This window comes from Acrocarpospora phusangensis (assembly GCF_016862995.1).
Classification (GTDB): domain Bacteria; phylum Actinomycetota; class Actinomycetes; order Streptosporangiales; family Streptosporangiaceae; genus Acrocarpospora; species Acrocarpospora phusangensis.
In genome coordinates this window covers 88281-111262 of sequence record NZ_BOOA01000023.1, presented here as the reverse complement: position 1 = coordinate 111262, position 22982 = coordinate 88281, and the positions used below count along the sequence as shown (strand labels likewise).

General features: G+C 71.0%; 25 protein-coding genes and 1 riboswitch. Of the genes, 13 read left to right on the top strand and 12 right to left on the bottom strand.

The features are described 5' to 3' along the window. Window positions 1-39: 39 nt before the first annotated feature. Complete coding sequence (locus Aph01nite_RS16200; protein ID WP_204041702.1) at window positions 40-642, bottom strand: TenA family protein; 603 nt, start codon at window positions 640-642, stop codon at window positions 40-42. A gap of 78 nt (window positions 643-720) precedes the next feature. Here Aph01nite_RS16200 and Aph01nite_RS16195 point away from each other — a divergent pair, with 78 nt between their 5' ends. Together Aph01nite_RS16195 and Aph01nite_RS16190 are read left to right on the top strand one after the other, a co-directional pair. Beyond that, window positions 721-1599: an Fpg/Nei family DNA glycosylase gene (locus Aph01nite_RS16195; RefSeq protein ID WP_204041701.1), complete on the top strand. Its 879-nt coding sequence runs from the start codon at window positions 721-723 to the stop codon at window positions 1597-1599. Between the two features lie 59 nt (window positions 1600-1658). Next, window positions 1659-1982 carry a rhodanese-like domain-containing protein gene (locus tag Aph01nite_RS16190; RefSeq protein WP_204041700.1) on the top strand — a complete coding sequence of 108 codons (324 nt, stop codon included), beginning with the start codon at window positions 1659-1661 and terminating at the stop codon, window positions 1980-1982. On the opposite strand, the gene Aph01nite_RS16185 is transcribed toward Aph01nite_RS16190, so the two are convergent. From Aph01nite_RS16185 to Aph01nite_RS16170, 4 genes are all read right to left on the bottom strand, one after another. Next, on the bottom strand, window positions 1970-2128 hold the full coding sequence (locus tag Aph01nite_RS16185) for a hypothetical protein (RefSeq protein WP_204041699.1): 159 nt from the start codon (window positions 2126-2128) through the stop codon (window positions 1970-1972). The two genes, Aph01nite_RS16190 and Aph01nite_RS16185, sit on opposite strands and share 13 nt — an antisense overlap. 107 nt (window positions 2129-2235) lie before the next feature. Beyond that, window positions 2236-3408, bottom strand: coding sequence for a sensor histidine kinase (locus Aph01nite_RS16180; RefSeq protein WP_204041698.1), 1173 nt, complete (start codon window positions 3406-3408; stop codon window positions 2236-2238). 65 nt (window positions 3409-3473) lie between these two features. Beyond that, on the bottom strand, window positions 3474-4019 hold the full coding sequence (locus Aph01nite_RS16175; protein WP_204041697.1) for a hypothetical protein: 546 nt from the start codon (window positions 4017-4019) through the stop codon (window positions 3474-3476). Window positions 4020-4111: 92 nt separating this feature from the next. Next, a complete protein-coding gene (locus tag Aph01nite_RS16170) occupies window positions 4112-4750 on the bottom strand; it encodes a TetR/AcrR family transcriptional regulator (protein WP_204041696.1) in 639 nt (212 codons plus the stop codon). Window positions 4751-4907: 157 nt separating this feature from the next. Between Aph01nite_RS16170 and Aph01nite_RS16165 the strand changes: the two genes are divergently transcribed. Then, a complete protein-coding gene (locus tag Aph01nite_RS16165; protein ID WP_204041695.1) occupies window positions 4908-5411 on the top strand; it encodes a hypothetical protein in 504 nt (167 codons plus the stop codon). A gap of 15 nt (window positions 5412-5426) precedes the next feature. Here Aph01nite_RS16165 and Aph01nite_RS16160 read toward each other — a convergent pair whose 3' ends face one another. Then, the gene (locus tag Aph01nite_RS16160) at window positions 5427-6686 is read right to left on the bottom strand and encodes a hypothetical protein (RefSeq protein WP_204041694.1); all 1260 of its coding nucleotides are present in this window, start codon (window positions 6684-6686) and stop codon (window positions 5427-5429) included. A gap of 26 nt (window positions 6687-6712) precedes the next feature. Next, entirely contained in the window at window positions 6713-7036 is a 324-nt protein-coding gene (locus Aph01nite_RS16155; RefSeq protein WP_204041693.1) for a PadR family transcriptional regulator, read from the bottom strand. A gap of 212 nt (window positions 7037-7248) precedes the next feature. Here Aph01nite_RS16155 and Aph01nite_RS16150 point away from each other — a divergent pair, with 212 nt between their 5' ends. From Aph01nite_RS16150 to Aph01nite_RS16115, 8 genes are all read left to right on the top strand, one after another. Continuing rightward, a complete protein-coding gene (locus tag Aph01nite_RS16150; RefSeq protein ID WP_204041692.1) occupies window positions 7249-7785 on the top strand; it encodes a hypothetical protein in 537 nt (178 codons plus the stop codon). A 22-nt stretch (window positions 7786-7807) separates the two neighbouring features. Continuing rightward, entirely contained in the window at window positions 7808-8794 is a 987-nt protein-coding gene (locus tag Aph01nite_RS16145) for a hypothetical protein (protein ID WP_204041691.1), read from the top strand. Between the two features lie 200 nt (window positions 8795-8994). Next, entirely contained in the window at window positions 8995-9417 is a 423-nt protein-coding gene (locus tag Aph01nite_RS16140; protein ID WP_204041690.1) for a hypothetical protein, read from the top strand. A gap of 93 nt (window positions 9418-9510) precedes the next feature. Beyond that, window positions 9511-10638, top strand: a complete 1128-nt coding sequence (locus Aph01nite_RS16135; RefSeq protein WP_204041689.1) for an NAD(P)/FAD-dependent oxidoreductase — start codon at window positions 9511-9513, stop codon at window positions 10636-10638. Window positions 10639-10799: 161 nt separating this feature from the next. Continuing rightward, the gene (locus tag Aph01nite_RS16130; protein WP_204041688.1) at window positions 10800-11906 is read left to right on the top strand and encodes a carboxylate-amine ligase; all 1107 of its coding nucleotides are present in this window, start codon (window positions 10800-10802) and stop codon (window positions 11904-11906) included. After that, the gene (locus tag Aph01nite_RS16125; protein WP_204041687.1) at window positions 11903-12874 is read left to right on the top strand and encodes an iron-containing redox enzyme family protein; all 972 of its coding nucleotides are present in this window, start codon (window positions 11903-11905) and stop codon (window positions 12872-12874) included. The genes Aph01nite_RS16130 and Aph01nite_RS16125 overlap by 4 nt, the downstream gene beginning before the upstream one ends. A 9-nt stretch (window positions 12875-12883) precedes the next feature. Continuing rightward, window positions 12884-13564, top strand: coding sequence for a HemK2/MTQ2 family protein methyltransferase (locus tag Aph01nite_RS16120; protein WP_204041686.1), 681 nt, complete (start codon window positions 12884-12886; stop codon window positions 13562-13564). A gap of 19 nt (window positions 13565-13583) precedes the next feature. Beyond that, window positions 13584-13775 carry a CDGSH iron-sulfur domain-containing protein gene (locus tag Aph01nite_RS16115; RefSeq protein WP_307836779.1) on the top strand — a complete coding sequence of 64 codons (192 nt, stop codon included), beginning with the start codon at window positions 13584-13586 and terminating at the stop codon, window positions 13773-13775. A gap of 17 nt (window positions 13776-13792) precedes the next feature. Here the strand turns inward: Aph01nite_RS16115 and Aph01nite_RS16110 are convergent, their stop codons facing one another. Further along, window positions 13793-14923, bottom strand: a complete 1131-nt coding sequence (locus Aph01nite_RS16110) for a TolB family protein (protein WP_204041684.1) — start codon at window positions 14921-14923, stop codon at window positions 13793-13795. Beyond that, window positions 14923-15408, bottom strand: coding sequence for a SigE family RNA polymerase sigma factor (locus tag Aph01nite_RS16105; protein ID WP_204041683.1), 486 nt, complete (start codon window positions 15406-15408; stop codon window positions 14923-14925). Before Aph01nite_RS16105 ends, Aph01nite_RS16110 begins: the two co-directional genes overlap by 1 nt. A 270-nt stretch (window positions 15409-15678) precedes the next feature. Between Aph01nite_RS16105 and Aph01nite_RS16100 the strand changes: the two genes are divergently transcribed. Both Aph01nite_RS16100 and Aph01nite_RS16095 read left to right on the top strand, forming a co-directional pair. Further along, window positions 15679-19332: an nSTAND1 domain-containing NTPase gene (locus Aph01nite_RS16100; RefSeq protein ID WP_204041682.1), complete on the top strand. Its 3654-nt coding sequence runs from the start codon at window positions 15679-15681 to the stop codon at window positions 19330-19332. A gap of 196 nt (window positions 19333-19528) precedes the next feature. Further along, a riboswitch (TPP riboswitch) is annotated at window positions 19529-19640 on the top strand. After that, the gene (locus Aph01nite_RS16095; RefSeq protein ID WP_204041681.1) at window positions 19630-20958 is read left to right on the top strand and encodes a purine-cytosine permease family protein; all 1329 of its coding nucleotides are present in this window, start codon (window positions 19630-19632) and stop codon (window positions 20956-20958) included. (Overlaps the previous riboswitch by 11 nt.) 22 nt (window positions 20959-20980) lie before the next feature. Here Aph01nite_RS16095 and Aph01nite_RS16090 read toward each other — a convergent pair whose 3' ends face one another. The 3 genes from Aph01nite_RS16090 to Aph01nite_RS16080 form a co-directional block, all read right to left on the bottom strand. Next, window positions 20981-21520, bottom strand: coding sequence for a hypothetical protein (locus Aph01nite_RS16090; RefSeq protein WP_204041680.1), 540 nt, complete (start codon window positions 21518-21520; stop codon window positions 20981-20983). Window position 21521: 1 nt separating this feature from the next. Next, window positions 21522-22289, bottom strand: coding sequence for a bestrophin-like domain (locus tag Aph01nite_RS16085; RefSeq protein ID WP_204041679.1), 768 nt, complete (start codon window positions 22287-22289; stop codon window positions 21522-21524). 87 nt (window positions 22290-22376) lie between these two features. Further along, the gene (locus Aph01nite_RS16080) at window positions 22377-22952 is read right to left on the bottom strand and encodes a methylated-DNA--[protein]-cysteine S-methyltransferase (RefSeq protein WP_239161734.1); all 576 of its coding nucleotides are present in this window, start codon (window positions 22950-22952) and stop codon (window positions 22377-22379) included. Window positions 22953-22982 lie beyond the last annotated feature (30 nt).

Here is a 22982-nt window from a genome sequence, read left to right as displayed (position 1 = left end):
GTGTGACCGGCCTGACGTGTGACCGGCCTGAAAGTCTGATCAGACGTCCCAGAAGGCCAGCTCGTGCGCCATGCCCCGGGTGAACATCTCGGCCGCCCGCTCGGGGTCCGGCGCAGCCTCGTCGATCATGACGGCGATGCGCGCGGCCAGGGCCGCGAACCCGGGATCCGCATAGGTCTCCACCCAAGCCCGATATCTCGGCTCATCCGGCGGCGTGGCGGCCAGGCGCCGCCCAAGCATCGAATATCCCCACATGCAGGGGTACAGCGCCGCCAGTCCGCTCCCGTAGTCCGCCGCCGCGTCCAGCAGGAAGGCCGTGTACGCCGTGCACGCCTTCCCCTTCCTCGCCCCCTCCAGATCGGCCCCGAACTCCGCCGACAACGACCGATGCAACCGCAGCTCCTCGTGGAACGTGGCGTGCGCCAGATCCACCAGATCGCCCAGATGCCCGTCGGGAGCCTGCCAGGCCAGCCGCGAGAACACCCGCACATAATCCAGCAGGAACAGGTAGTCCTGTTCCAGCCACCGCCGGAACACCTCCTCCGGCAGGTCGCCGCGCCCGATCCCGGCCACCGTCGGATGGATCACCTGCGCTTCCAGCAGCGGAAGCCCGATCGTCTCCAGATCACGAGAAATCCCCATGACCCGTCATCCTGCCATCCGACCGAACCCCGCCAAGTTATCCCCAGCCTGTGGATAAAGGATCGGTACTGTGGTGCTATGCCGGAACTTCCCGAGGTGGAATCGCTCGCCGAGTTTCTCCGCGAGCGCGCGGTCGGCCGTGCCGTGGCGGGCGTCGAAGTCGTGGCCTTCCACGCCCTGAAGACCTTCGATCCGCCGGCCAGCGCGCTCGGAGGGCTGACCGTGACCTCGGTGTCCCGGCACGGCAAGTTCCTCGACCTCGACTGCGACGGCCTGCACTTCGTCACCCACCTGTCCCGGGCCGGCTGGCTCCGCTGGCGCGACGACCTCTCCGTCGCCAAGCCGGTACGCCCCGGCAAAGGCCCCCTGGCCGTCCGCGTACGGCTCGCGCCCGACGAACTCGGCGTGGCCCCCGGCTTCGACCTCACCGAGGCGGGCACCCAGAAACGCCTAGCCGTCTATATCGTGAAAAATCCGGATGAGGTGCCCGGGGTCGCGAGTCTCGGGCCCGATCCGCTGGGGGAGGGGTTCACGCCGGAGGCCCTCGGGGAGATCCTGCGCGCCAGCCGTACCCAGATCAAAGGGCTGTTGCGGGATCAGAAGGTGATCGCCGGCATCGGCAACGCGTACTCGGACGAAGTGCTCCACGTCGCCAAGATGTCCCCGTTCAAGATCTCGGCGACCCTCACCGACGCGCAGGTGGCCGACCTGCACGAGGCCATCGTGGGCACCCTCCGGGACGCCGTCGAGCGGGCGCGCGGCCTGGCCGCCAAGGACCTCAAGGCGGAGAAGAAGTCGGGCTTGCGCGTGCATGGCCGTACGGGCGAGAAATGCGAGGTCTGTGGGGACACGATCAGGGAAGTGTCGTTCGCGGACTCCTCCTTGCAGTACTGCCCGACCTGCCAGACCGGTGGCAAGCCGCTGGCCGACCGCCGCCTCTCCAAACTGCTGAAATAACGTCACCGGGCCCACGGAGGGGCAGCTTGACCAGCGGAATACGGGCCTAGGATGGGCGCATGACGCTCCAAGAGATCGGCGCTCGGGCCGTACCCGAGAACGCGCACCTGCTCGACGTGCGCGAACTCGACGAATGGCGGGCCGGGCACGCTCCGGACGCCCAGCACATCCCGCTGATGGAGCTGCAGAACCGGGTCGGCGAGGTGCCGCAGGGCCAGCCGGTCTACGTCATCTGCCGCGTCGGCGGGCGTTCCGCGCAGGCGACCGTGTGGCTCAACCACGTCGGCTGGGAGGCCGTCAACGTCGAGGGCGGCATGCAGTCCTGGGCCGCCGCGGGCAAGCCGATGATCAGCGAGACGGGGCATCCGCCTTACGTGGCGTAGTCCACCGGGAAGAACTGCCAGGCGAGGGCCACGGCGATGGCGGCGTAGAGGATTCCGCCGGCGTACCGGGCTTCTCGTCGGCCGGCGTACGGCGCGCGGCAGACGCCGGCGACGGCGAGCAGGCTGAAGATAAGACCGAGCGTCATGACAGAGGACCTCTCGTAGACGTCGATCCATCACGCGACAGCATGCGCGGCGAAAGTCCCTCGTTTGAGGGCGTTGGCGAGATCCGTTCTAGATCACCGGTCGCGGTTCATCTGACTGCGAGAGGGAGCGCGGCCCGCACCGCGAACCCGTTCCCGGGCAGCGGACCGGCGGTCAGATCACCCCGGAACAGGGCGACCCGCTCACGCATGCCGATCAGCCCATGGCCACCCGGCACCGCGGGGGCGCTCGGCGTCCCGTCCCGAGGACCGACATCGGTGATGTCCAGGGACAACTCGTGTGACCGGTACCCGATGGTGACCGTCACCGCCGTGGGCCCGGCGTGCTTCAGCGTGTTGGTCAGCGCCTCCTGCACGATCCGGTACGCCGACAGGTCCAGACCGGCCGGCAGCGGCACCGGCTCGCCCTCCACATCGACCTGGACGTCTAGTCCCGCCGAGCGCGACTGCTCGACCAGATCGTCCAGCCGGCCCAGCCCCGGCTGCGGGGTCAGCGCGTCGAGGCCGGGACCGCGCAGCAGGTGGAGCATGCGGCGCAGTTCCTCCACCGCGCCGCGCCCGGTCTCCTCGATCAGCGCCATGGCCTCCCGCTCCTTGGCCTGATCGGCGCGGAGCATGCGCCGCACCCCGCCCGCCTGCATGACCATCAGGCTCACGCTGTGGGCGACGATGTCGTGCAACTCCCTGGCCAGCCGGGCCTGCTCCTCCGCGACCGCCTCCTTGATCCGCATCTCGCTCTGCGCGGCCAGCGTCTCGCTGCGCTCGTCCGCCGACAGGGCGCGCAGGCGGTGCCGCCGCAGGCCGAACCCGGCGCCTCCGGCGATGGCGGCCATCGCGATCCCGATCGCGTACTCGGCGAACTCGTTCTCCTTCGCGTACGCGATGGACATGCCCGCCATGAACAGGGTCGTGGCCACCGGCCCGAACAGCCCCTTCAGGCTGTTCAGCGGCACCTCGCTGAGCAGGGTGAACAGGAAGAGCAGTTGGATGAACCACTGCCAGGCGCCCGCGTCGTTGCCCGTGAGCACGAAGACCGCGACAGAAACCCCCGTGTAGACCACCATCACCGCGAACGGGAACAGCCGCCGGACCAGCGCCAGCAGCGCCGTCACCACCCCCGCGGCCACCCACAACGCGAGATTGGGCCGCGCCGGCAGGTCGGTTCCGCCGCTGAGCTCCTCGGTCACCGCGAACACGCCGACGCCGATCGCCACGAGGTAGTCAACCGCATTGAGGCGGGAGAGGGAGTCACGCCACCGCATGAGCAGAGCGTAGTTGCCCACGGCCGTTTGTCATCTGGTCGATCTTGCGTGGACCGTGGATCGGGTCACCGTCCGGCGGGCACTCCTGCGCGGCGGAACGTCTGGGCGACCCCCAGCAGCACCAGCGCCACCACCCCCGGCCACCACGAGAAAGCCCCACCCGGCCGCAGCCCGAGATCAAGCCGATCCAGCACCATCGCCGCGGCGAACCCGGGAAGCGCGCTGCCGACGATCCCCGCCACGGCGACCGCCCCCGCCAGCCCCGCGATCCGGGCCCAGTTACCCCGGCGGAACGGCTCCCCATCCAGGATCGACACCATCAGCTGGTACAGCAGCACGCCTGCGATCCCGGCGCAAAGCCCCAGAATCGCGACATTCCCGCGCGCGAGCACCTGTTCCAGCACAGTCGAATCCCAGGCGAACAGATTCGTCCCCTCCAACCGCACCGACTCCGGCAGGGCCACCCCAGCTGCGGGCACCACGGGAACAACCACTTCGGCCCCCGCCTGCGTGACGCCATTCACGACATAGGCGACGCCCCACAGCGCCGCACCCACGCCACCCCAGAGCGTCATCACCGTCAGGAAGGGAACCCTCCGGACACTCTCCACCATTTCACGGTACGAGTCACTGGCTCGGCGCGCTACGAATCCTCCGTGAATGACTGACTCCAGTTGGCGTCGTCACCGAAGGGCGTCGCCCCTCAACCGGCTCCTGATGGACGGTGGTTGTTCAGGTGGGCATGGGCGTCGATGAGGGTGTCGACGATGCCGTGGGCCGGGGGCCAGGGGAAGTGCGGGCGGGAGAGGTGCAGGGAGATGTAGCCGTGGAGGCCGACCCAGAGGGCGATGGCGTCGCGGGGGAGGTCGTCGCTGTGGGAGCGGCCCGCGATGGCGCATTCCCGGATGGCGTCGAGGAGGAAGGCGAAGGCCTCGGCGCCTTCCATGGTCTCCAGGAGTTTGCCGGGGTCGGGGGGCGGCTCGGGGAGGGGGGAGGTGAAGAGGAGGCCGTACTGCTGGGGTCGGTCGACGGCGAAGCGGACGTAGCCGCGGCAGGCGGCGCGCAGGCGTTCGACGGGGTCGGTGAGGCCGGCGACGCTGCCGCGCAGGTGGGCGGTCAGGGCCTGGAAGGTGCTGAGGACGACCGCCTGGAGGACCTCGTCGAGGTTGTCGAAGTGGGCGTAGATGGCCGGGGCCGTGATGCCGGCTTCGCGGGCGACGGCCCGGAGGGTCGGGGTCCCGTCGCCCTGTTCGACGAGGCGGGCGGCGGCGCGCACGATGTCCTCCCGCAGCTGCCCACCCGAACCGCGCTTGTTCTGCGGGCGACGAGCGTCGTTGCCCATCGGCTCCCTCCCCTTCCGTCGTACGGCCTCCGGCACCCTACTCGGGCCGGCCGGTCCCCGTGAATCGCACCCATCGCTTTACAAGTGTTTATCGATGGGTTAGCTTGATAGTACCCAAGACGGGCGATCGGCAATCTACTTACGCTGGGAGGGCATCGTGAGCATCAAACACACCGCTTATTCGACGCTGGACGTACCCCATGAGGAAATCGACCTGGAGAGCTGGGTTCTCGGTTTGTCGGACGAGGATTACCAGGCTTGCGCCCGGGGGCATCACGGCGCGGGGTCGTACCGCGACGAGCGTGGCCGGGGCACGGTGAACGTCGAGTCGGTGGGCGGAAGCCTGATCGTCCAGCACTACCGGATCGTCCGGGTGGAGGATTCCTCCGTCGAGCTGTACTCGGCCGCCAGCCGCGTCTACCTGTTCCATCTCATCCCCGTACGCGCCGGGGTGCGCTGGACGCTGGAGACCAGGCCGCGCACCTCGACGTCGACGGACTTCGCCTGCACCGTCGAGGTGATCCTGCCTCCGGTGCTGGATTTCCTGGGCCGCATGATGGCGTTGAGCTGGTTCATCCGCCGTCACACCGCGGAAGAAACCCCCAATTTCGCCGCCGACATCGCGCGCAAATATCGCAGGCGTCACGCGGCCGTACGCTGAATAGCCGTTGAATTATCAGGCGGTGTTCACGGGAGGCGTCACGGTGACGTTCTCGGCGGGCCGGCGTCCGAGGGCCGTGCCGATGGCGGCGCCGCCGACCACGCCCGGAATCCAGAACACGAGCATGGCGACGAGGAACTCCGGACGCACCACGTCCAGGACCGCCGCCTGCCACGTCGGCGGCACGGCGTCGCCCGTGCTCAGGTAACCGGCCCGCTCGTTCGCCCAGACCACGGCCTCCGGAATGCTGACGGCGAGCACCGCCACCATGGCGGAGATCCCGCCCAGCACCCCGACGCGCAGCCCGGAACCGAAAGATCGGTTACGCCACGCCGAAGCGAGCGTGACGGCGAACAGCAGCACGCTCGGGAACCCCGTCCAGTAAGCGAGGATGCCGCTCCGGCCGTGCGACAGCGACCAGCGCGAGGCCGCGTAGCATCCAGCCGCCACGACCAGCGCCACCGCGGCGGCTTGAACCCACGCGCCGTGCGGCCGTCCCGACCGCACGGCGGCCCACACCCCGCCGAGCGCGAACCTGCGGCGCTCGGCCGGCGGGTCGATCGCCGCGAGCTCGGACTGGAGCGCCGAACCCCACGCGGCCCGGCTTTCCGGCAGGTCGGTGATGGCCAGGTCGAGCAGGAGCTGCCAGACGTCGCGCACCCTGCGCGGACGGCCCGGGGTTTCGATACGGGAACCGAGGGCCGCTCCCAGGACGGGCCACGGCAGCGCCCAGATCAACGCGCCGAAGAAGATGTCGAACGGTATCAGCAGGTCACCGGCGCCGAGGTTCCCCACTGTGGGGAACGCGCCGGGTTCGGCCAGGTAGGCCGCGCGCAGCGGCAGATGCGCGGCCGCGGTGCCGGCGGCGAGGGCGACCAGGGCGAGCAGTCCCGCGACGGTCCCGGCGCCGAACCCGCGGGCCCTGGCCACGGCGGCCGAGGCGGCACCGACGAGCACGGCGCACACGAACGCCGCGAGCAGCCCCAGCACCAAGCTCAGCAGCACCGGGTCGAAGCCCAGCTCCGGACCGTCGGCGGCGATGGTGAGATACCAGCGCTCCAGGCCGAACGTGGCCAATCCGGCGGTGACGGCGACAGCGATCAGCCCCAGCCACAGGGGCCGCCTGAAGCCGTTCCGCCACGCGGCACCGGTACGCGCGGCGAGCGCCCCGGCACCGCCCCGGCGTACGGCGTCGCGCAGCCGGCCCGCGAGCAGCACGATCGCGAGCAGGGGCGCCGGTGCGAACACCGCCAGGAAGATGAGCAAGGCGAGCATCGAGGGCCTCCGTACGGAAGGACGGGTCAGGCGGTCCCGGGCGCGAACCGGTTCGCGCCCGGGGAGGGTGCGCCGTCGTGCGCTGACGCGGCGAGGGTACGCGCGAGCTCGGCGCCCGCGTTGCTGAGCCGGTACAGATGACGGGCCGGCCGCCCACGCGGCGGGTCGGTCTCCCAGGCGGTCTCCACCTGCCCGCGTTCGGCGAGCCGGATGAGAATCGGGTAGACCGTGCCCGCCTTCAGGCCGAGGGCACGGCACAGGTCGTAACCGTGACACCAGTCCGCGCCGGTCTCGGCGAGGGCGGTGAGCACGGCCACGGTCTGCGGGGACGGACGTCGCGCACGAACCATGGCTCTAATATCTACCTAGATAGAGTTATCGCGCAAGCCCTCCAAAGATGTGGACGCATCCGGTATGAATTCGGCCTCTCCGGACCATGATCGACAAAGCTCGCCCTGGGGATAGCCCATTTGCCGATCAAGCACCGAAGCGCTTCGCAAGCGTCCTGCCTGCGGATTCCTACGCTCGTCCAGACATGCCCACATCGGCTTAAGGACGGGAATTGCGAATCATCAGACATCTGGCCGTCTTGTGCGCGGCCACGACGATCGCCACGGTCACCACCCCGGCGTACGCGGTCGACACCACGACGACCTTCACCATCGCGGGTGGCGCGCTGACCATTGCCGCGCCGGCGAACGCGAGCCTGGGCTCCGGCGCATCCGGCGGCTCGATCAGCGGGAGCCTCGGCAGCGTGACGGTCACCGACGCGCGCAGCACGCTGCTCGGCCAGTGGACCGCGACGGTCGCCGCGACCGACTTCACCACCGGCGGCGCCACCACCAACGAGACGATCGCGAAGGCCAACGTCTCGTACGCCTCCCTCGCCGCGACGAGCTCCACCGGCGTGGGAGTGTTCACGCCAGGCCAGCTGACCGTCCTGCTGGCCCAGTCCCTGAGCACGCCGCGCACCGCGTACGCCGGGACCGCGCTGGTCGGCAACAACACGGTCATCTGGAACCCGACGCTCGTGGTGAGCCCGCCGAGCTCCTCGGTGGCGGGTGAGTACACCGGGACGGTGACCCATTCCGTCGCTTAGCCGCCTCCTACCGGCTCTGCTGATGGCCGTCGGAGCCCTGACCGCCGGGCCCGCCTGGGGCGAGACGGGCTCCGACGCCGGAATGATCGGCATCCGCCTGATGGACGCGCCGGAGGTCCGTCGCCACGACCCGCGCGCCCGCATCTACATCGTCGACCATCTGGAGCCCGGCACCACGATCCGCCGCCGGCTCCAGCTCACCAGCACCTCACCCCGCCCGCAGCGCCTCCACCTGTACGCGGGTGCGGCCGCCGTCCAGAAGGATCGCTTCGTCTTCGAGGCCGACCGGAAGCCGAACGAGCTCACCACCTGGACGAGCTTCGACAAGCCCGAGGTCACGCTGCCGCCCCACGGGAGCGCCGTGGTCAGAGCCACCATCAAAGTCCCCCGTACGGCCTGGCGGGGCGAACGTTACGGCGTGCTCTGGGCCGAGGCGGAGCCCAGGACCGGATCCGGCAACGTCCACGTGGTCAACCGCGTCGGAGTACGGATATATCTGGACATCGGGCGTGGTGGGGAGCCGCCGACCGACTTCACCATCGAGCGGCTGGTGGCCCTCCGTACGCCGGACGGGCGACCGGAGTTACAGGCGGTGGTGCACAACAGCGGGCAGCGTGCGGTGGACATGTCCGGCACGCTCACCCTGGACGAGGGTCCCGGCGCGCTGAGCGCGGGGCCGTTCCAGGTCAGTCAGGGCATCTCGCTCCCACCCGGCGGGCGCGGCCAGATCACGGTTCCTCTGGACAGACGTCTCCCCGACGGGCCCTGGCACGCCACCCTCTCCCTGGCCAGCGGCCAGACGCGGCGCACCGCCGAAACGACGATCACCTTCCCCAAGCCGGGCGAACCTCCGATGGTCCGGCTGACGGGCATCTTCGGCACATCGGTGTCCTTGACCCCGGGCAACGGCGCGCTCGCCGCCGGCGGTGTCCTGGTGATCCTGGCGTCCGGTTTAGCCGTGTTCCGACGCATCCGCAGATCCGCGAACGATCACCCGGGAACTTCATGAAGACCACATTGGCGCTGGCCTTAGTCCTTCTGGGAACCGCGTTTCCGACAGCCCCGGAAAGCCCCACCCCCTCGCCGTCACCATCCCCGAGCCCGTCCCCCTCGCCATCGCCGGTCGCGTCCGGCTCGCCTCCTCCGCGCCGGGAAGACGCCACCGCCTTCCCTTCGCCCCGCACCATGCGGCTGAAACGGGCGGGAACGTTGGCCATCAACGCTCCGAGCAGCAGAAATCTGGGGAGCGGCGGCTCCGGTCAGAGCCTGACCGCGCAACTCGGCTCGGTGTCCGTCGCCGACACCCGCGGCGGACTCGCGACCGCCTGGACGGCCAGGGCCGCCGCGACCGACTTCACCACCGGCGGAGGCTCCGCCGCGGAGACGATCGGCAGGGCCAGGGTCTCCTACTGGTCGGGCATCGCCTCGGCGACGGCGGGAACCGGCGTCTTCACTCCCGGGCAGGCCACCGCGCTGCTGGCCGTCCCGCTGAGCGGCAACGCCACCGCGTACACGCTCACGCTCGGCGTGGGCGACACCAGTGCCACCTGGAATCCGCATATCGTGGTCAGCCTGCCGGCCGCGGCAGTCGCCGGCACATACACCGGCAGAATCACGCATTCCGTGGCTTGACCCACCCGCGGGTGTGGCGGCGGTGTCGAAGTACCGTGCGGGTAGCGTGCAGACCGTCGTCCGGGCGGGGTATCGCCCTTACCGTCGCAGAGTATGCAGACAGTGGACGTACTGGTCGTGGGTGCGGGTCTGGCCGGCCTGCACACCGCCCGCCTGCTGGCACAACAGGACCTGAACGTGCTGGTGGTCGACCGCCGCAGGTCGCTGTCGGCGGGCATCCGTACGACGGGGATCTTCGTACGGCGCACCCTCGACGACTTCGACCTGCCGGACCACCTGCTCGGCCCCGGCGTCCGGGACGTCCTGCTGTATCCGCCGTCGCGGCGGGCGCCGATCCGGCTCACCAGCGGCCGGGACGAGTACCGCGTCGCCGACATGGCGGCCGTCTACGACCACGCCCAGCGCGCGGCGGAGTCTGCCGGGGCCCGCGTCCTGCTGGGCGTACGGTACGTCGACGTGTCGATGGGTTTCGTACGGCTGGCGGGCGCGGAACCGGTGACGGCCAGGTTCATCGTCGGCGCGGACGGCGCCCGCTCCCGGGTGGCCCGCGACCTCGGCCTCGACGTCAACCGGCGTTTCCTCGTCGGCGCCGAGATCGTCCACCCGATCGCGTCGGGCACGACAGACCCGGCGTTCCACTGCGTGCTGGATCCCCGGGTCGCTCCGGGGTACCTGGGATGGGTGATCGACGACGGCCATCACGCGCATGTCGGCGTCGCGGGCTATCCGGACGCGATGCGTACCGGCATCCGGCACCTGCTGGACGCCTTCGCCGCGGACGCGCCCGGCCGGGCGGCGCCGGCCGGTCCGATCGAGCGCCGGGGCGGCCCGATCCCGGTCGGCGGTGTGCTGCGGCGGCTGGCCTGCCCTGGCGGGCTGCTGGTCGGGGACGCGGCGGGCGCGGTCTCGCCGCTGACGGCCGGGGGATTGGACCCCTGCCTGCGCATGTCCGAGCTGGCCGCGGCCGTCACGACCGGATACCTGCGCACCGGCGACCAGAGCATGCTGCGCCAGTACGACGGGAGCGCACTGCGGACCCGGTTCCGCGGCCGGCTGCTGCTGCGCCGCCTGTTCGCGGGCATGCGATCCCCCGCGGCGGTGGAGGCGGCGGTGACCTTGCTGCGCGGCCCGGCCGGTCGTGCCCTGGCGACGCGGATCCTGTTCGGTGACGGCTCGTTCCCCGACGTCAACCCGCAGCTCAAGCGCCTCTCGAAGCTATAGCAACAGCTATATAAGCCAAGAAATAAATTAATACGGAGATAAAACCGAATCTTTCCGGGTAAGACGCTCGCTTCAGGCATGAAAGCCGCCAACTGGGTAGGGCTTAACCCGCTGCGCCGCAGCTCAGGGGCTTCCTGTAGCGCCGCCCGGAAAGGGGAAAAATGGCGATAACCGTCGGAGTGGAAGAGGAATTCCTGCTGTTGCGGGCCGCTTCGGGAGAGCCGGCCGCGCTGGCGGGCAAGATCCTCGCGGCGGCCGGCGGGCATCCCGGCCGGGACAGCGGCGGCAGCCTCCACCAGGAGTTGTTCCAGACGCAGGCCGAGGCGGCCACCGGGGTGTGCGCGACGCTCGCCGACCTGCGCGCCCAGTTGCTGGAGGCCCGGATCCTGCTGGCGGACGCCGCTCGGGCCGAGGGGCTGGATCTGGTGTCGGTGGGCACTCCGGTGCTGGCCGAGGCCGTACCCGATCTGTCGGATGGTGAGCGGTTCGCGCGCATCGGCGACCTGTACCGAGGGGTGATCGCCGACTATCAGAGCTGCGGGTGCCACGTGCACGTCGGCGTCCGCGACCGCGACACGGCGGTGGCCGTGATGAACCACCTGCGTCCCTGGCTGCCCACGCTGCTGGCGCTGTCCGCCAACTCGCCGTTCGATCGCGGCCACGACTCGGGCTACGCGAGCTGGCGCATGGTCCAGCAGTCACGCTTCCCCGGCTCGGGCGTGCCGCCGTGGTTCGACTCGGCGGCCGCCTACGAGCGGCAGGTGGACCGGCTGATCGACTGCGGCGTCCTGGTGGACGAGGCGATGTCGTTCTGGATGGCCAGACCGGGCGTCGGGGTCCCGACCGTGGAGGTGCGCGCCGCCGACGCCGCCGGCACCGCCGACGAGGCCGTCCTGCAAGCGGCACTGACCAGAGCCCTCGTCTGTACGGCCGAAGCCGCGCTGGCCAGAGGACGCGAGGCACCCAGAGCAGACGGCCAGACCTGCGCGGCGGCGGTCTGGAACGCGGCCCGCCACGGGCTCGACGGCCCCGGCGTCGACGTGATCGAGGCGCGCGCCGTCCCCGCCGTAAAGCTTCTCGACCAGCTCCTGGCTCACGTGCGAGATGCCCTGGCGGACAACGGCGACATGGCCGAAGTCGAGGAACTGCTGGCCTGGGTACGACGCGCGGGCACGGGCGCCGAAAGGCAGCGCCGCGCCGCCACGGCAGGGCCGGAGGCCGTACTGGACCTGCTGCGTGACCAGACCGTGCGGGAGAAGAGCGCATGAACGGACCGAAACTGCCGCCGGCGCGCGGACCGCTGTCGGCCGGGGTGATCTCGGCGCTGACGTCCGGACCGCCGCCGCCGCAGGTGGCCGGGGCAGATCCCCTCGGCGAGGACCTGCAACTCGCCCTGTACCTCTGCTACGAGCTGCACTATCGCGGATTCGACGGCGTCAGCGACGAATGGGAATGGGATCCCGGGCTGCTGCGGACCCGGCGCGACCTGGAACGGCTGTTCCTGGCGGCGCTGCGGGGCGGCGTGCCCGGCGGCGACGACGTGACCGGCGTGCTCGAGGAACTCCTCGCCGAGCCGATCGAAGCGGTGGGAATCTCCCACCATCTCCGTGACGACGGCGAACTGTGGCAACTGCGCGAGTACGTCGTGCACCGGTCGATCTACCACCTCAAGGAGGCGGAGCCGCACGCCTGGGTCATCCCCCGGCTGCAGGGCAGGGCCAAGGCCGCGCTGGTGGCCGTGGAGTTCGACGAATTCGGCGGCGGCCGGGCCGAACGCATGCACTCCCAGCTCTTCGCCGACCTGATGGACGAACTCGCGCTCGACACCTCCTACGGCGCCTACCTGGAGGTGGCACCCGCCGAGATGCTCGCGGTCGTGAACATGATGTCGCTGTTCGGCCTGCATCGCCGTCTGCGCGGAGCCCTGGTCGGGCATTTCGCCGCGGCCGAGATCACCACCGCGCCCAGCGCCAGGCGGATGGCCCAGGGACTGACCCGGCTCGGCGTCGATCCGCTGTTCTACACCGAGCACGTGGAGGCGGATGCCGTACACGAGCAGGTGCTCCGGCGGGATGTCATCGGCGATCTGCTGCGGCGGGAGCCCGGCCTGGCGGCCGACGTCGTCCTCGGCGTGCAGGCGACGGATTGGCTGGAAGGACGCTTCGCCGACCTCGTGCTCGGCCGCTGGCGTTCCGGCCGCAGTTCACTGCTGGTGCCGATGTCCGATTCGCGATAGGGGGGCGGGATGTTCCTGCTGAGACCGCCGGGGGTGTACCGGCCGCAGGGCGACACGGCGCTGCTGGCGGCCGTGTTCGGGCTGATCGAGCTCCGGCCGGGGGCCGAGGTGCTCGACGTGGGTACGGGCACCGGCGCGATGGCCGTGGTCGCTGCCCAGCGGGCCGGTGTACGCGTGACCGCCGTCGACCGGTCAATGCGCGCGGTGCTGGCCGCCCGGTTCAACACCCTGATCCGAGGGCTCGGCGTACGGGTGGTCCACGGCGACCTGTTCACCCCGCTGAACGGGCAGGTGTTCGACCTCATCGTGGCCAACCCGCCGTACGTGCCGGGCAACGCCGCCGCGCCGTCCGCCCACAGCAGGGCCCGGGCCTGGGACGCGGGGCTGGACGGGCGCGGCATCCTCGACCGGGTCTGCTCCCTCGCGCCCGCGCACCTGGCCGACGGCGGGTCGCTGCTGATGGTGCATTCGGCTCTCAACGGCGTCGACGCCTCACTGCGCCGGCTGCGCGAGGCGGGACTCACCGCGTTCGTGGTCGCCCGGCGGCGCGAGCACTTCGGACCGGTCATGCGCGCCCGAAGGCGAACCCTTCAACTCCAGGGCCTCCTGGGCCCCGGACACGACGACGAGGAACTGGTGGTCATCCGTGCCGACAAATCCGACACCGCCACGAGACGGCAGGCCGTCTGAGGCTCGCCGGGTCACGATCGTGCCCGGCGGTCCGGTCCTGGTCGAAGGACCGGTCGAGATCACCCTCGACGACGGCTCGACCGCCAGATCCGACCGGTTCCTGGTCGCCCTGTGCGCCTGCCGCCGCAGCCGCAGCTACCCGTTCTGCGACACCAGCCACCGCCGCCGCACTCGCCCACCGCCCACCGACGCCGAAGCGGACGCCGACTGACCGCCGGGCACTCGCGGTCAGTCGATCGCCGTGAGGTCGACGAGCACCATGTGGTCGCCCCTGCGGTAGGTCAGCGTGGTCGCGCGGAGGTGGATCGAGGGGTTGTCATCGGGGTTCAGTTCGGTGATCACGCCCGTGGTCAGGTCCTCCAGCAGGTGAAAACGGTTCGACCAGGGGGTCGTGAGCAGCAGGAAGCGGTCCAGGGCCGGCGGGCGGATCGCCCAGTTCGGCGAGACACGCGTCGCGGTGCCGTCCCGGTGCCCGACATGATCGCCGCGGACGCACCAGGTGATGGAGCAGGAGGTGGCCGGCTCCCACGCCGGCGCGGTACGCCGTTCGCCGGTCAGCACGTTGACGATCTCGGCGAACTCGACGATCGACGGGCCGTTGGGGCGGAACGCGGGCCGGCCGAGCCACGGCCAGTGCAGCATGTGCAGCCCTTCCGTGTTCTCGATCGGCCTTGGCGTGCCACCGGTGAGCGGCATCTCGTACGCGCCGCCGGTGCCCGACCGGGTCCAGATCAGACGCCCGTCGTCGATCACCAGGTCCAGTGGGTAGCCGGGGGCCTCGGCGATGGCGCGCTGTTCCCCTCCGGTGACGGGGGCCGTGAAGAAGGTGGTGGTCATCTTCCCCTTGACCCGGCGGGCCGTCCACCAGGCCAGGCGCCCTCCACCGATCACGGCGGTCCAGGAGTTCACGACGGTGCCCTTGGGCACGCTCACCTTCACCAGCCGGGTCGGCAGGCCCGTCGCCACGTCGAGCGACCACAGCCCGTCGGGCTGGTGGGCGCGTTTGTCGGGGAACGACTGCAGCAGCGCGTGCCCCCGGTCGATCATCCCCACCACGTAGTACGGCCGGCCGTCCGGCATCGTGGCGGGAATCTCGTGCAGCGCGTCCGGGTGAACCTGCTCGATGGGACGGTACGTCGCCGGGGGCGGCACGTCACGTTCGACGGAGCCGCCCGCCGTGACGATCGAGCCGGTCCCGGCGACGGCCCCCGTCGTGAGGGCGGCGGCGAGCAGACGCCACCACCACGCCCGGGTACGCCGGGCCCGGATCCGGGTCGTCAGGTCGGGAGGGGCCACCGGGGCACGCTCGGCGATGAGCCGCAGGCCCGACTCCAGGTTCCGCTCGAATTCGTCGCGCATCAACGTCTCCTGACCCCGTCGGCCTGCAGTTCCCCCCGCAGCCGCGCCAACCCGCGGAACGCCTGGCTGCGCACGGTGCCCTGCGAGACGCCCAGCGTGGCGGCGATCTCCTCGTCCGGCAGGCCGGTGTAGTAGCGCAGCACGATCACCGCGCGCTGGCGGCGCGGCAGCCGGGCCAGCGCGTCACTCAGATCGGAGGTCTCGTCATAGACGTCCGGCCCGCCGTGATCAGGAGGCTCGGCCGTCGGCCGTTCCCGGGTACGCATCCGCCAGGCACGCACATGCAGGCGCGTCATCGTGGTCCGGACGTAACTCTCCGGATCGTCCTTGCGCTGGACCCGCGCCCATGACCCACGTAATCGGGCCAGCGCCTCCTGCACGAGGTCGGCGGCATCGTGCGGGTCACCGGACAGCACGTACCCGAAGCGCAGCAGCGCGTCAGCGCGTCCGGCCACGAACTTCTCGAACTGGTCCTCATCCCGCATGCCCTCCTAGAGCATGCCAGCCCTCCATCCGTTGCACGACCTCAGTACGTGCCGGAGCCCGCGATCGAGAGGACAGGACAGGTCGGGCGGAGTTGTTCGGTATCGCGGTGGCCGGTGGTGAACAACGCAGAACAACTTGACAAAGGGGCACGCGGTCTATGGCGTAGAAAAACAGACGCGCATGGGGGCGCCGAAGAATGTCGGCTGATTTCGTCTACGGGGTGATGGGGGATGCCACGTCCGGAACGGAAAATCGATCCAGCGGATGGGGTGGCTCAGCGGTTCGCCGTCGAACTGCGTGAGCTGCGCCGCGCTGCGGGCAATCCCGGTTACCGGGAGCTGGCGCGGCGGGCGCACTATTCGGCTACCACGCTGGCGGAGGCCGCGGGAGGCGGCAGGCTGCCGTCGCTGCAGGTGACGCTGGCTTATGTACGGGCGTGCGGCGGGAATGTCCAGGACTGGCAGGCGCGCTGGACCGCCGCGGCGGAGGAGTTCGGCACGCGGGCGGTCGCCGGGGACGGGCGTCCGCCCTATCTCGGGCTGGCGGTCTACGGCCCGGAGGACACCGACCGTTTCTTCGGCCGGCAGCGCATGCTCGCCGTGCTGATCGAGCGGCTGGACTGGAAGCGGTTCGTGGTGGTGGTCGGCGCGTCGGGGTCGGGCAAGTCGTCCCTGCTGCGCGCGGGGCTGCTGCCCGCCCTCACGGCGAAGGACCGGCTCGCGCTCCTCATCACGCCCGGCGCCCGTCCGCTGCAGGAGTGCGCGATCCGGCTCGGCGCCGAGTTGAGGGTGGCGTCCGGTCAGCTGGTCACCGACTTCGGCGACCACCCGCGCAATCTCGGCCTGGCGATGCGCCGGCTCCGGCTCACCGGGACGCCCGACGGGGAGGCGGTCCTGGTCGTGGACCAGTTCGAGGAGGTGTTCACGTTGTGCGCGGACGCGCGCGAACGTGAGCAGTTCATCGCCGCGCTGGTCACGGCGGCGAACGACGCGGAGAACGGCTTACGGGTCGTGCTCGGGCTGCGGGCCGACTTCTACGCCCAGTGCGCCCGCCAGCCCCTGCTCGCGGAGGCGTTACAGGACGCGCAGGTGCTGGTGGGGCCCATGAACAGCGACGAGCTGCGCGAGGCCGTCACCCAACCGGCCGTCCGCGCCGGGCTCGTGGTGGACGACGCCCTGGTGGCCACGGTCCTGACCGAGGCGGGCACCCGGCCGGGGGCGCTGCCGTTCGTCTCGCACGTACTGTGGGAGACCTGGCGACGGCGGCGCGGGACGGAGCTGACCATGGCCGCCTACGAGGCGGCGGGTGGCCTGGACGGCGCGCTCGCCCAGTCGGCCGATCGCGTGTACGGGGGCTTGGACGAGGAGCAGCGCCGGACCGCCCGCGCGATCCTGCTGCGGCTGACCGCCCTGGGCGAGGGCACGGAGGACACCCGGCGACGTGTCGGGCGGGCCGAACTCGGCACCGACGGGCACACGGTCCCGGTGCTGCACCGGCTGGCCGCCGCCCGGCTCATCACGCTCGGCGACGACACCGCCGAGATCGCGCACGAGGCCCTCATCGACGGCTGGCCCACGCTGCGCGACTGGCTGGCCGCAGATCGCGAGAAGCTGCACGCGCACCGCCGGCTGACCCAGGCGGTCGCCGACTGGCACGACCACGGACAGGACGAGGCGCTGCTGTATCGGGGGTCGCCCCTGGCCGCCTGGCAGGACCGGGAACTGGACGGGCTGAACACCCTCGAACGCGCTTTTCTGGCCGCCAGCGTGGACAAGCGGGACCGCGAACAGCGGCAGGGACGGCGGCGGCGGAAACTGACCCTCGCGGGGTTGGGTTCGGCGCTGGTCGTGATGAGTCTGCTCGCCGCGCTGGCGGTCGTGCAGACCGTCCAGGCGGCCGAGGCACGTGACCTGGCCCGCTCGCGCCAAGCCGCCGCCAGCGCGCGCGGGCAACTGCAGGCGGACCCCGAACTGGCGTTGCTGCTGGCCATCAGGGCGGTGGGGATCCGGCGGACCACCGAGGCCGAGGCGGTACTGCGCCAGGCCGTGGTCGATTCGCGCGCCATGGTCACGCTCCCCGCGGGCCAGGGGCGGAGTCTCGGCGTGGCCTTCAGCCCGGACGGGCGCAGGCTCGTCACCAGCGGCGACGACGGCACGATCCGGATGTGGCAGCGATCCGGCCAGTCCTGGACCGGCCCAACCACGCTGGGCAAGCACGACAAGCCGTCCTGGAACCCCGTGTTCAGCCCCGACGGGCTGCGCGTGGCCAGCGGCGGCAACGACAGCACGGTACGGATCTGGGACCTGACCGGCGGCAGATCGCCCGTCGTCCTCCGCGGCCATCGCGGCTACGTCTTCAACGTGGCCTTCAGCCCCGACGGCCGCCGCCTGGCCAGCACCGCCGACGACGGAGCGCGGATCTGGGACCTGGCCACGGAACGCTCCTCGACCCTGCTCGCGGACCACGACGGGCCCGCGTACGGCGTCGCCTTCAGCCCCGACGGCCGCCTCCTGGCCACCAGCGGCCACAGCGACGGCACCCTGCGGATCCGCGACCTGTCGTCTCCGCACAAGCCCCTGGTGCTCCGCGACGCACCCGGCACCCAGGGACACCTCGTCTTCAGCCCCGACGGCAACCGCCTGGCCAGCACCGGCGCGGACGGCAGTATCCGGCTCTGGGACCCCACCGGAAAGCGCGACCCCGTCGTCCTCCACGTCCACGAAGGCATCGTGCTCGGGCTGGCCTTCCGGCCCGACGGGCAGATGATCGCCAGCAGCGGCCAGGACGGCACCATCCGAATCATCGACTCCGCCACTGCGGCCAACTCCACCGTCCTGCGCGGGCACCGGGGTGAAGCCTGGTCGGTCGCCTTCAGCCCCGACGGCCGCCAGCTGGCCAGCGTGGGCACCGACGACACGCTGCGCCTGTGGTCGGCCACCCTCCCCGGCGACCCCACCGTGCTGAGCGGACACGACGGCGCGGTGTGGACGGCCGCGTTCACCGAGGACGGCTCACGCATCGCCAGCGGCGGAGCCGACGCCACCGTACGGATATGGCGGGTCGGCGGCCGAGTGGATCAGGTGCTGCGCGGGCACCGTGACGAGATCCTGGACGTCGAATTCAGCTCCGACGGCCGGCACCTGGCCAGCGCCGACGACAGCGGTCTCCTGCGATTGTGGAACCTCGCCGACGGCACGTCCCGCGACCTGGCCACCGGTGACGGCGCGATCTGGAGCCTGGCCTTCAGCCTCGACGGCCGCCGCCTGGCCGCCACCGGCTCCGGCGGCACCATCCGCGTGTGGTCCGTCGACGGTTCCGCCCGCCCTCTCGTCCTGCCGGGATACCAGGCGAATCTGAGTCAGCTGGACATCAGCCCGGACGGCCGCCACGTGGCCAGCGCGGGAACCGACGGCGTCGTACGCCTCCAGGCCGTGGACGGGCCCGGCCAGGTAACCGCGTTGCGGGGCCATCAGGGTCCGGTCTCCAGCATCGGGTTCTCCCGGGACGGGCGATGGCTCGCCAGCGGCGGGCACGACGGAACGCTGCGTGTCTGGCCGGTGGGGCGGCCCGGCGATCCCGTCATTCTGCGCGGACACCAGGGAGTCGTCTGGAATCTGGCCTTCAGCCCCGACGGCCGGCGGGTGGCCACCAGCAGCAGCGACGGCACCCTGCGCGTGTGGGACGTCACCGGCGGCGGATACCCGGTCGTGTTCACCGGCTACCAGGCCTCCGTCGAGACCGTCTCCTTCAGCCCCGACGGCACGAAGCTGCTGACGAGCCACGACGACGGGACCGTACGCGTACAGCAATGCGTGGTGTGCGGCCCGCTGGCCGAGGTGCTCGCGCTGGCCACCGCGAAGACCTCCCGCACGCTGACCCCGGACGAGACCAGACTCTTCGGACTGGACCAGCGAAATCCATGATCGCTGCGGCGTTCTGCCCAGGCGGGGTGAGCGAGGCGCCCCGCCCGGCATCGATGTGGCCACCGGCCAGGCCAAACCGCCAAACGCCTCGACGGCGGCCCGGCCACGGCCTGTTCGCTCAACCCCGGGGTGGATCTTTGTCCGGTTATGGGGCATCATGGGGGCGCACGCCGGGGTGATCCCGGGCGTGTACTCAATTTCAGACCGCGGGAGCTTGGGCGTAACCAGGCTGAGAGGGCAACCAGCGTTGCCGACCGCATGAACCTGTCCGGGTAATGCCGGCGTAGGGAGTGTGTGATGACGCGTGTCGTCGTGGAGTCGGCCGAGGCTCCGCTCACCCTGGACGAGGCTCCGCCGAAGGCGCTGGGGCTGCTCGACCAGGGGGCGCTGTGGGCGAATCTCGGGGTCAGCCTGCTGGGGTTCTCGGGCGCGGTGGCGCTGGTCGATCCGCTGGGCGACCGGCCGCTGAGTTTCGCCGCGGCGTTGACCGCGGCCGTGGTCGGCAGCCTGATCGGGACCGCGATGGTGGGGCTGGCGGCGATTCCGGGCACCCAGACGGGGGCGCCCGCGATGGTCCTGCTGCGAGGGTTGTTCGGGGCGAGGCTCTCGTACCTGCCCACGGTGCTGAACATCGTGCAGATGCTCGGCTGGGGGGCGTTCGAGCTCTGGGTGATCGCACAGGGCGCGCAGGCCATCGCGGGCACCATGGGTGTCACCGTGCCGTACCCGGTGTGGGTGATCATCGGGGGTCTGGTCACGACGGCGTTGACGATCCGGCCGCTGGGAGCCGTACGGCTGTTGCGGCGGTATGTCACCGTTGGGGTGATCGTCTCGATGGTCTACTTCGCGTACGTGTTCTGGCAGCGCGGGCCGGAGCTGGGCGGCGGCTCGTGGGAGGCGTTCGCGCCCTCGGTGGACTACGTGATCGCGCTGTCGGTGTCGTGGGTGCCGCTGGCCGCGGACTTCTCCCGGTTCTCGCGGTCGAGCCGGGCCGCGTTCGGCGGGGTCGTGGGCGGCTACACGGTCGCGCAGGTGGCCTGCCTGATCCTCGGCATCGCGGCGATGGCGCTGGTCGGCAACGACCCGGAGAAGGTGTGGGACCCGTTCGTGACGGCCACGCTGGGGGCGCTTTTCTTCGGGATCCTGGTGCTGCGGGAGAGCGACCAGTCGTTCGTCAACGTGTACTCGACGACGATGTCGCTGCAGAACCTGATGCCCCGGGTGGACCGGCGGATCATCTCCGGAGCGGTGGGGGTCTTCGTCACCCTGCTGGCGATCTTCGTGAACGCGGACACGTACGCGGCGTTCCTGGGGATCATCGGGGCGGTGTTCGTGCCCATGTTCGCCGTGCTGGTGGTCGACTACTTCCTGCTCGGCGGGGCCGCCCGGTGGGACGTCTCGGAGCGGGCGCCGTCGCGGTGGCCGATGGTCGTGCCGTGGGCGCTGGGCTTCTGCGCCTGGTGGCTGCTGGGCGCGTTGCCGCCGGTCGCCTGGTGGGAGTCGGCGTGGCTGGCCGTCCGGGAGTGGCTCGGTTTCACTCCCGCGCCGTGGATGAGCGCCGCGCTCGGCTCCTTCCTGGTCGCGGCGCTGGTCACGCTGCTGACAGGCCGCCGCCGCACCCGCTGAGCGGTACGGCGGCGGCACGGCGTCACCGGATCGACGCGAACGCCACCCCGGCCGCCGACGCGATGACCGTCGCCAGCACCACCAGGACCAGCGGCGACTTCAACGGGTTGGGCCGCTTGGGCGGCGGCTCCGCGAAATGCCGCCGGACCCGGGGCGCCGGAGTCTTCGACGGAGACGGCGAAGGACTGGGCGAGGCCGTCGTCGGCCGGACCACCGGCACCACCCGCGGCGGCTTGACGGTCCGCGTCGGCGTCGGAACCGGCCGGGGCGGCTCCGGCGTCGGGGTGGGCTCCGGCTCCGCCGACGGATAGGGTTCCGGCTCCGGCGTGGGCGTCGGCTCAGGTTCCGGCTCGGGCTGCGGCGGATGGTACGGCTCGGCCGGGCACGGATAGGTCCCGATCCCGATGCCCACCCGGACGCTGACCAGGAGATCGACGTCGAGGCAGACCCCCACCTCGACCAGCCCGTGATCGTCCCCGTCGACCACGGACGAGGCCGACGCGGGCCCGGCCCCGACGCTCAACCCGACGAGCACTCCCGCCAGCACCACAGGAAGCCGCATCTCAGCCCATCCCGGAAATCCGCTGGAACTCCTGCAGGGCGGCCGAGAACGCGTCCGGCGTGACCGCGAGGCCACCGGCGAAGACGTGGATGATGTCGAAGGTCAGGAACACCCCGACCCCGAGCAGCGCCGCCATCGCCATCATCGGCACCAGCGTCGCGCCGCGCGGCCGGGCCCCCGCCATGAACGGGAACAGCAGGACCAGCAGACCGGTCACCACGGTCAGCACCAGGATCCCGGTCGGCGGGGTCGCCTGCGCGTCGGCGGCCCGCTGCCGCCGCGCCGACGACAGGTTCTGCACCTGCTCCAGCACGGCCATCTTGGCGTCCTCGGTGTCACCCGGGGTGGTGTCCAGGCTCGCGACCTGGGCGCGGAGCGTGTTGAGCCGGGTGGCGCCCTCCGGGCTGAGCCGGCCCTGGGCCATCACCCGCCACTCCTCGTCGATCACGAACCCGACGTAGTCCCGCAGCTCGGTCTGGACCAGACCGGCGGTCGGGAACGGCAGCGCGCTCGCCGCCCAGTAGGCTTCCACGGCGGCCTGGCTCTCGGTGTAGGTGTTCTGCCGCGCCGCGTCGGCCGTCGTCCACGGCACGATGATCGCGATGGCGAACACCAGCAGGAACAGGGCCGACAGCATCGCCCCGGCGTGACCCACGGTGGGGCCGCCGGGGTCGCGGTCGTCCGCGCCGCGGTCCAGCTTGCGGAACAGGAAGGCGGCCAAGGCCACCACGCCGACCGCCATGGCGATCGCGAAAACGCAGGCCATCATGGCCACTCCCGAACGTCGTCACTTTGCTGACTGCATGCTGTGACATAGCTATCACATTAAGTGACGATCGCATAACCGGAAGGCGGCCTACTTCAGCGCCCCCTCCATACGAAGGAGCTGCTCCTTCGCGGCGGCGCCCCCCGCGTACGACCCGAGGGGGCCCGACGAGTCGATGGCGCGATGGCAGGGCACGACCAGACAGACCGGATTGCCGGTGATCGCGTTGGCCACCGCGCGCAGCGCCTGCGGCCGCCCGATCCGTACGGCGATCTCCTGGTATGTGGTGACACTCCCATAACCCACGCCCACCATCATCGGCAGCACCGTACGCGCGAACGGCGTCGCCAGGCGGAGGTCCACCGGCACGGTGAAGGCGCGCAGCCGCCCGGCGAAGTACGCGTCGAGCTCCCGCCGTACCGGATCGAGGCGCCGGGGGTCCGGGCCGATGAACCTCCCGACATCCCGATAAATCCGGGCGAAGACCGCGTGCTCTGATTCGAAGCTGCACGCCACGACCCCACGCGCCGTGACCGCCAGGACCACCGCCCCCACCGGCGTCTCCGCCGTGCCGAACGCGATGTCCGGCGGCGTTTCGCCGACGTAGTTGGGCGCGGTCACGCGAAGCAGGGCTTCGAGGTCCCCGGTGGACACCCCTTGCGACATGGCCCCACTCCCTCTCGCTCTCCGGAGCAG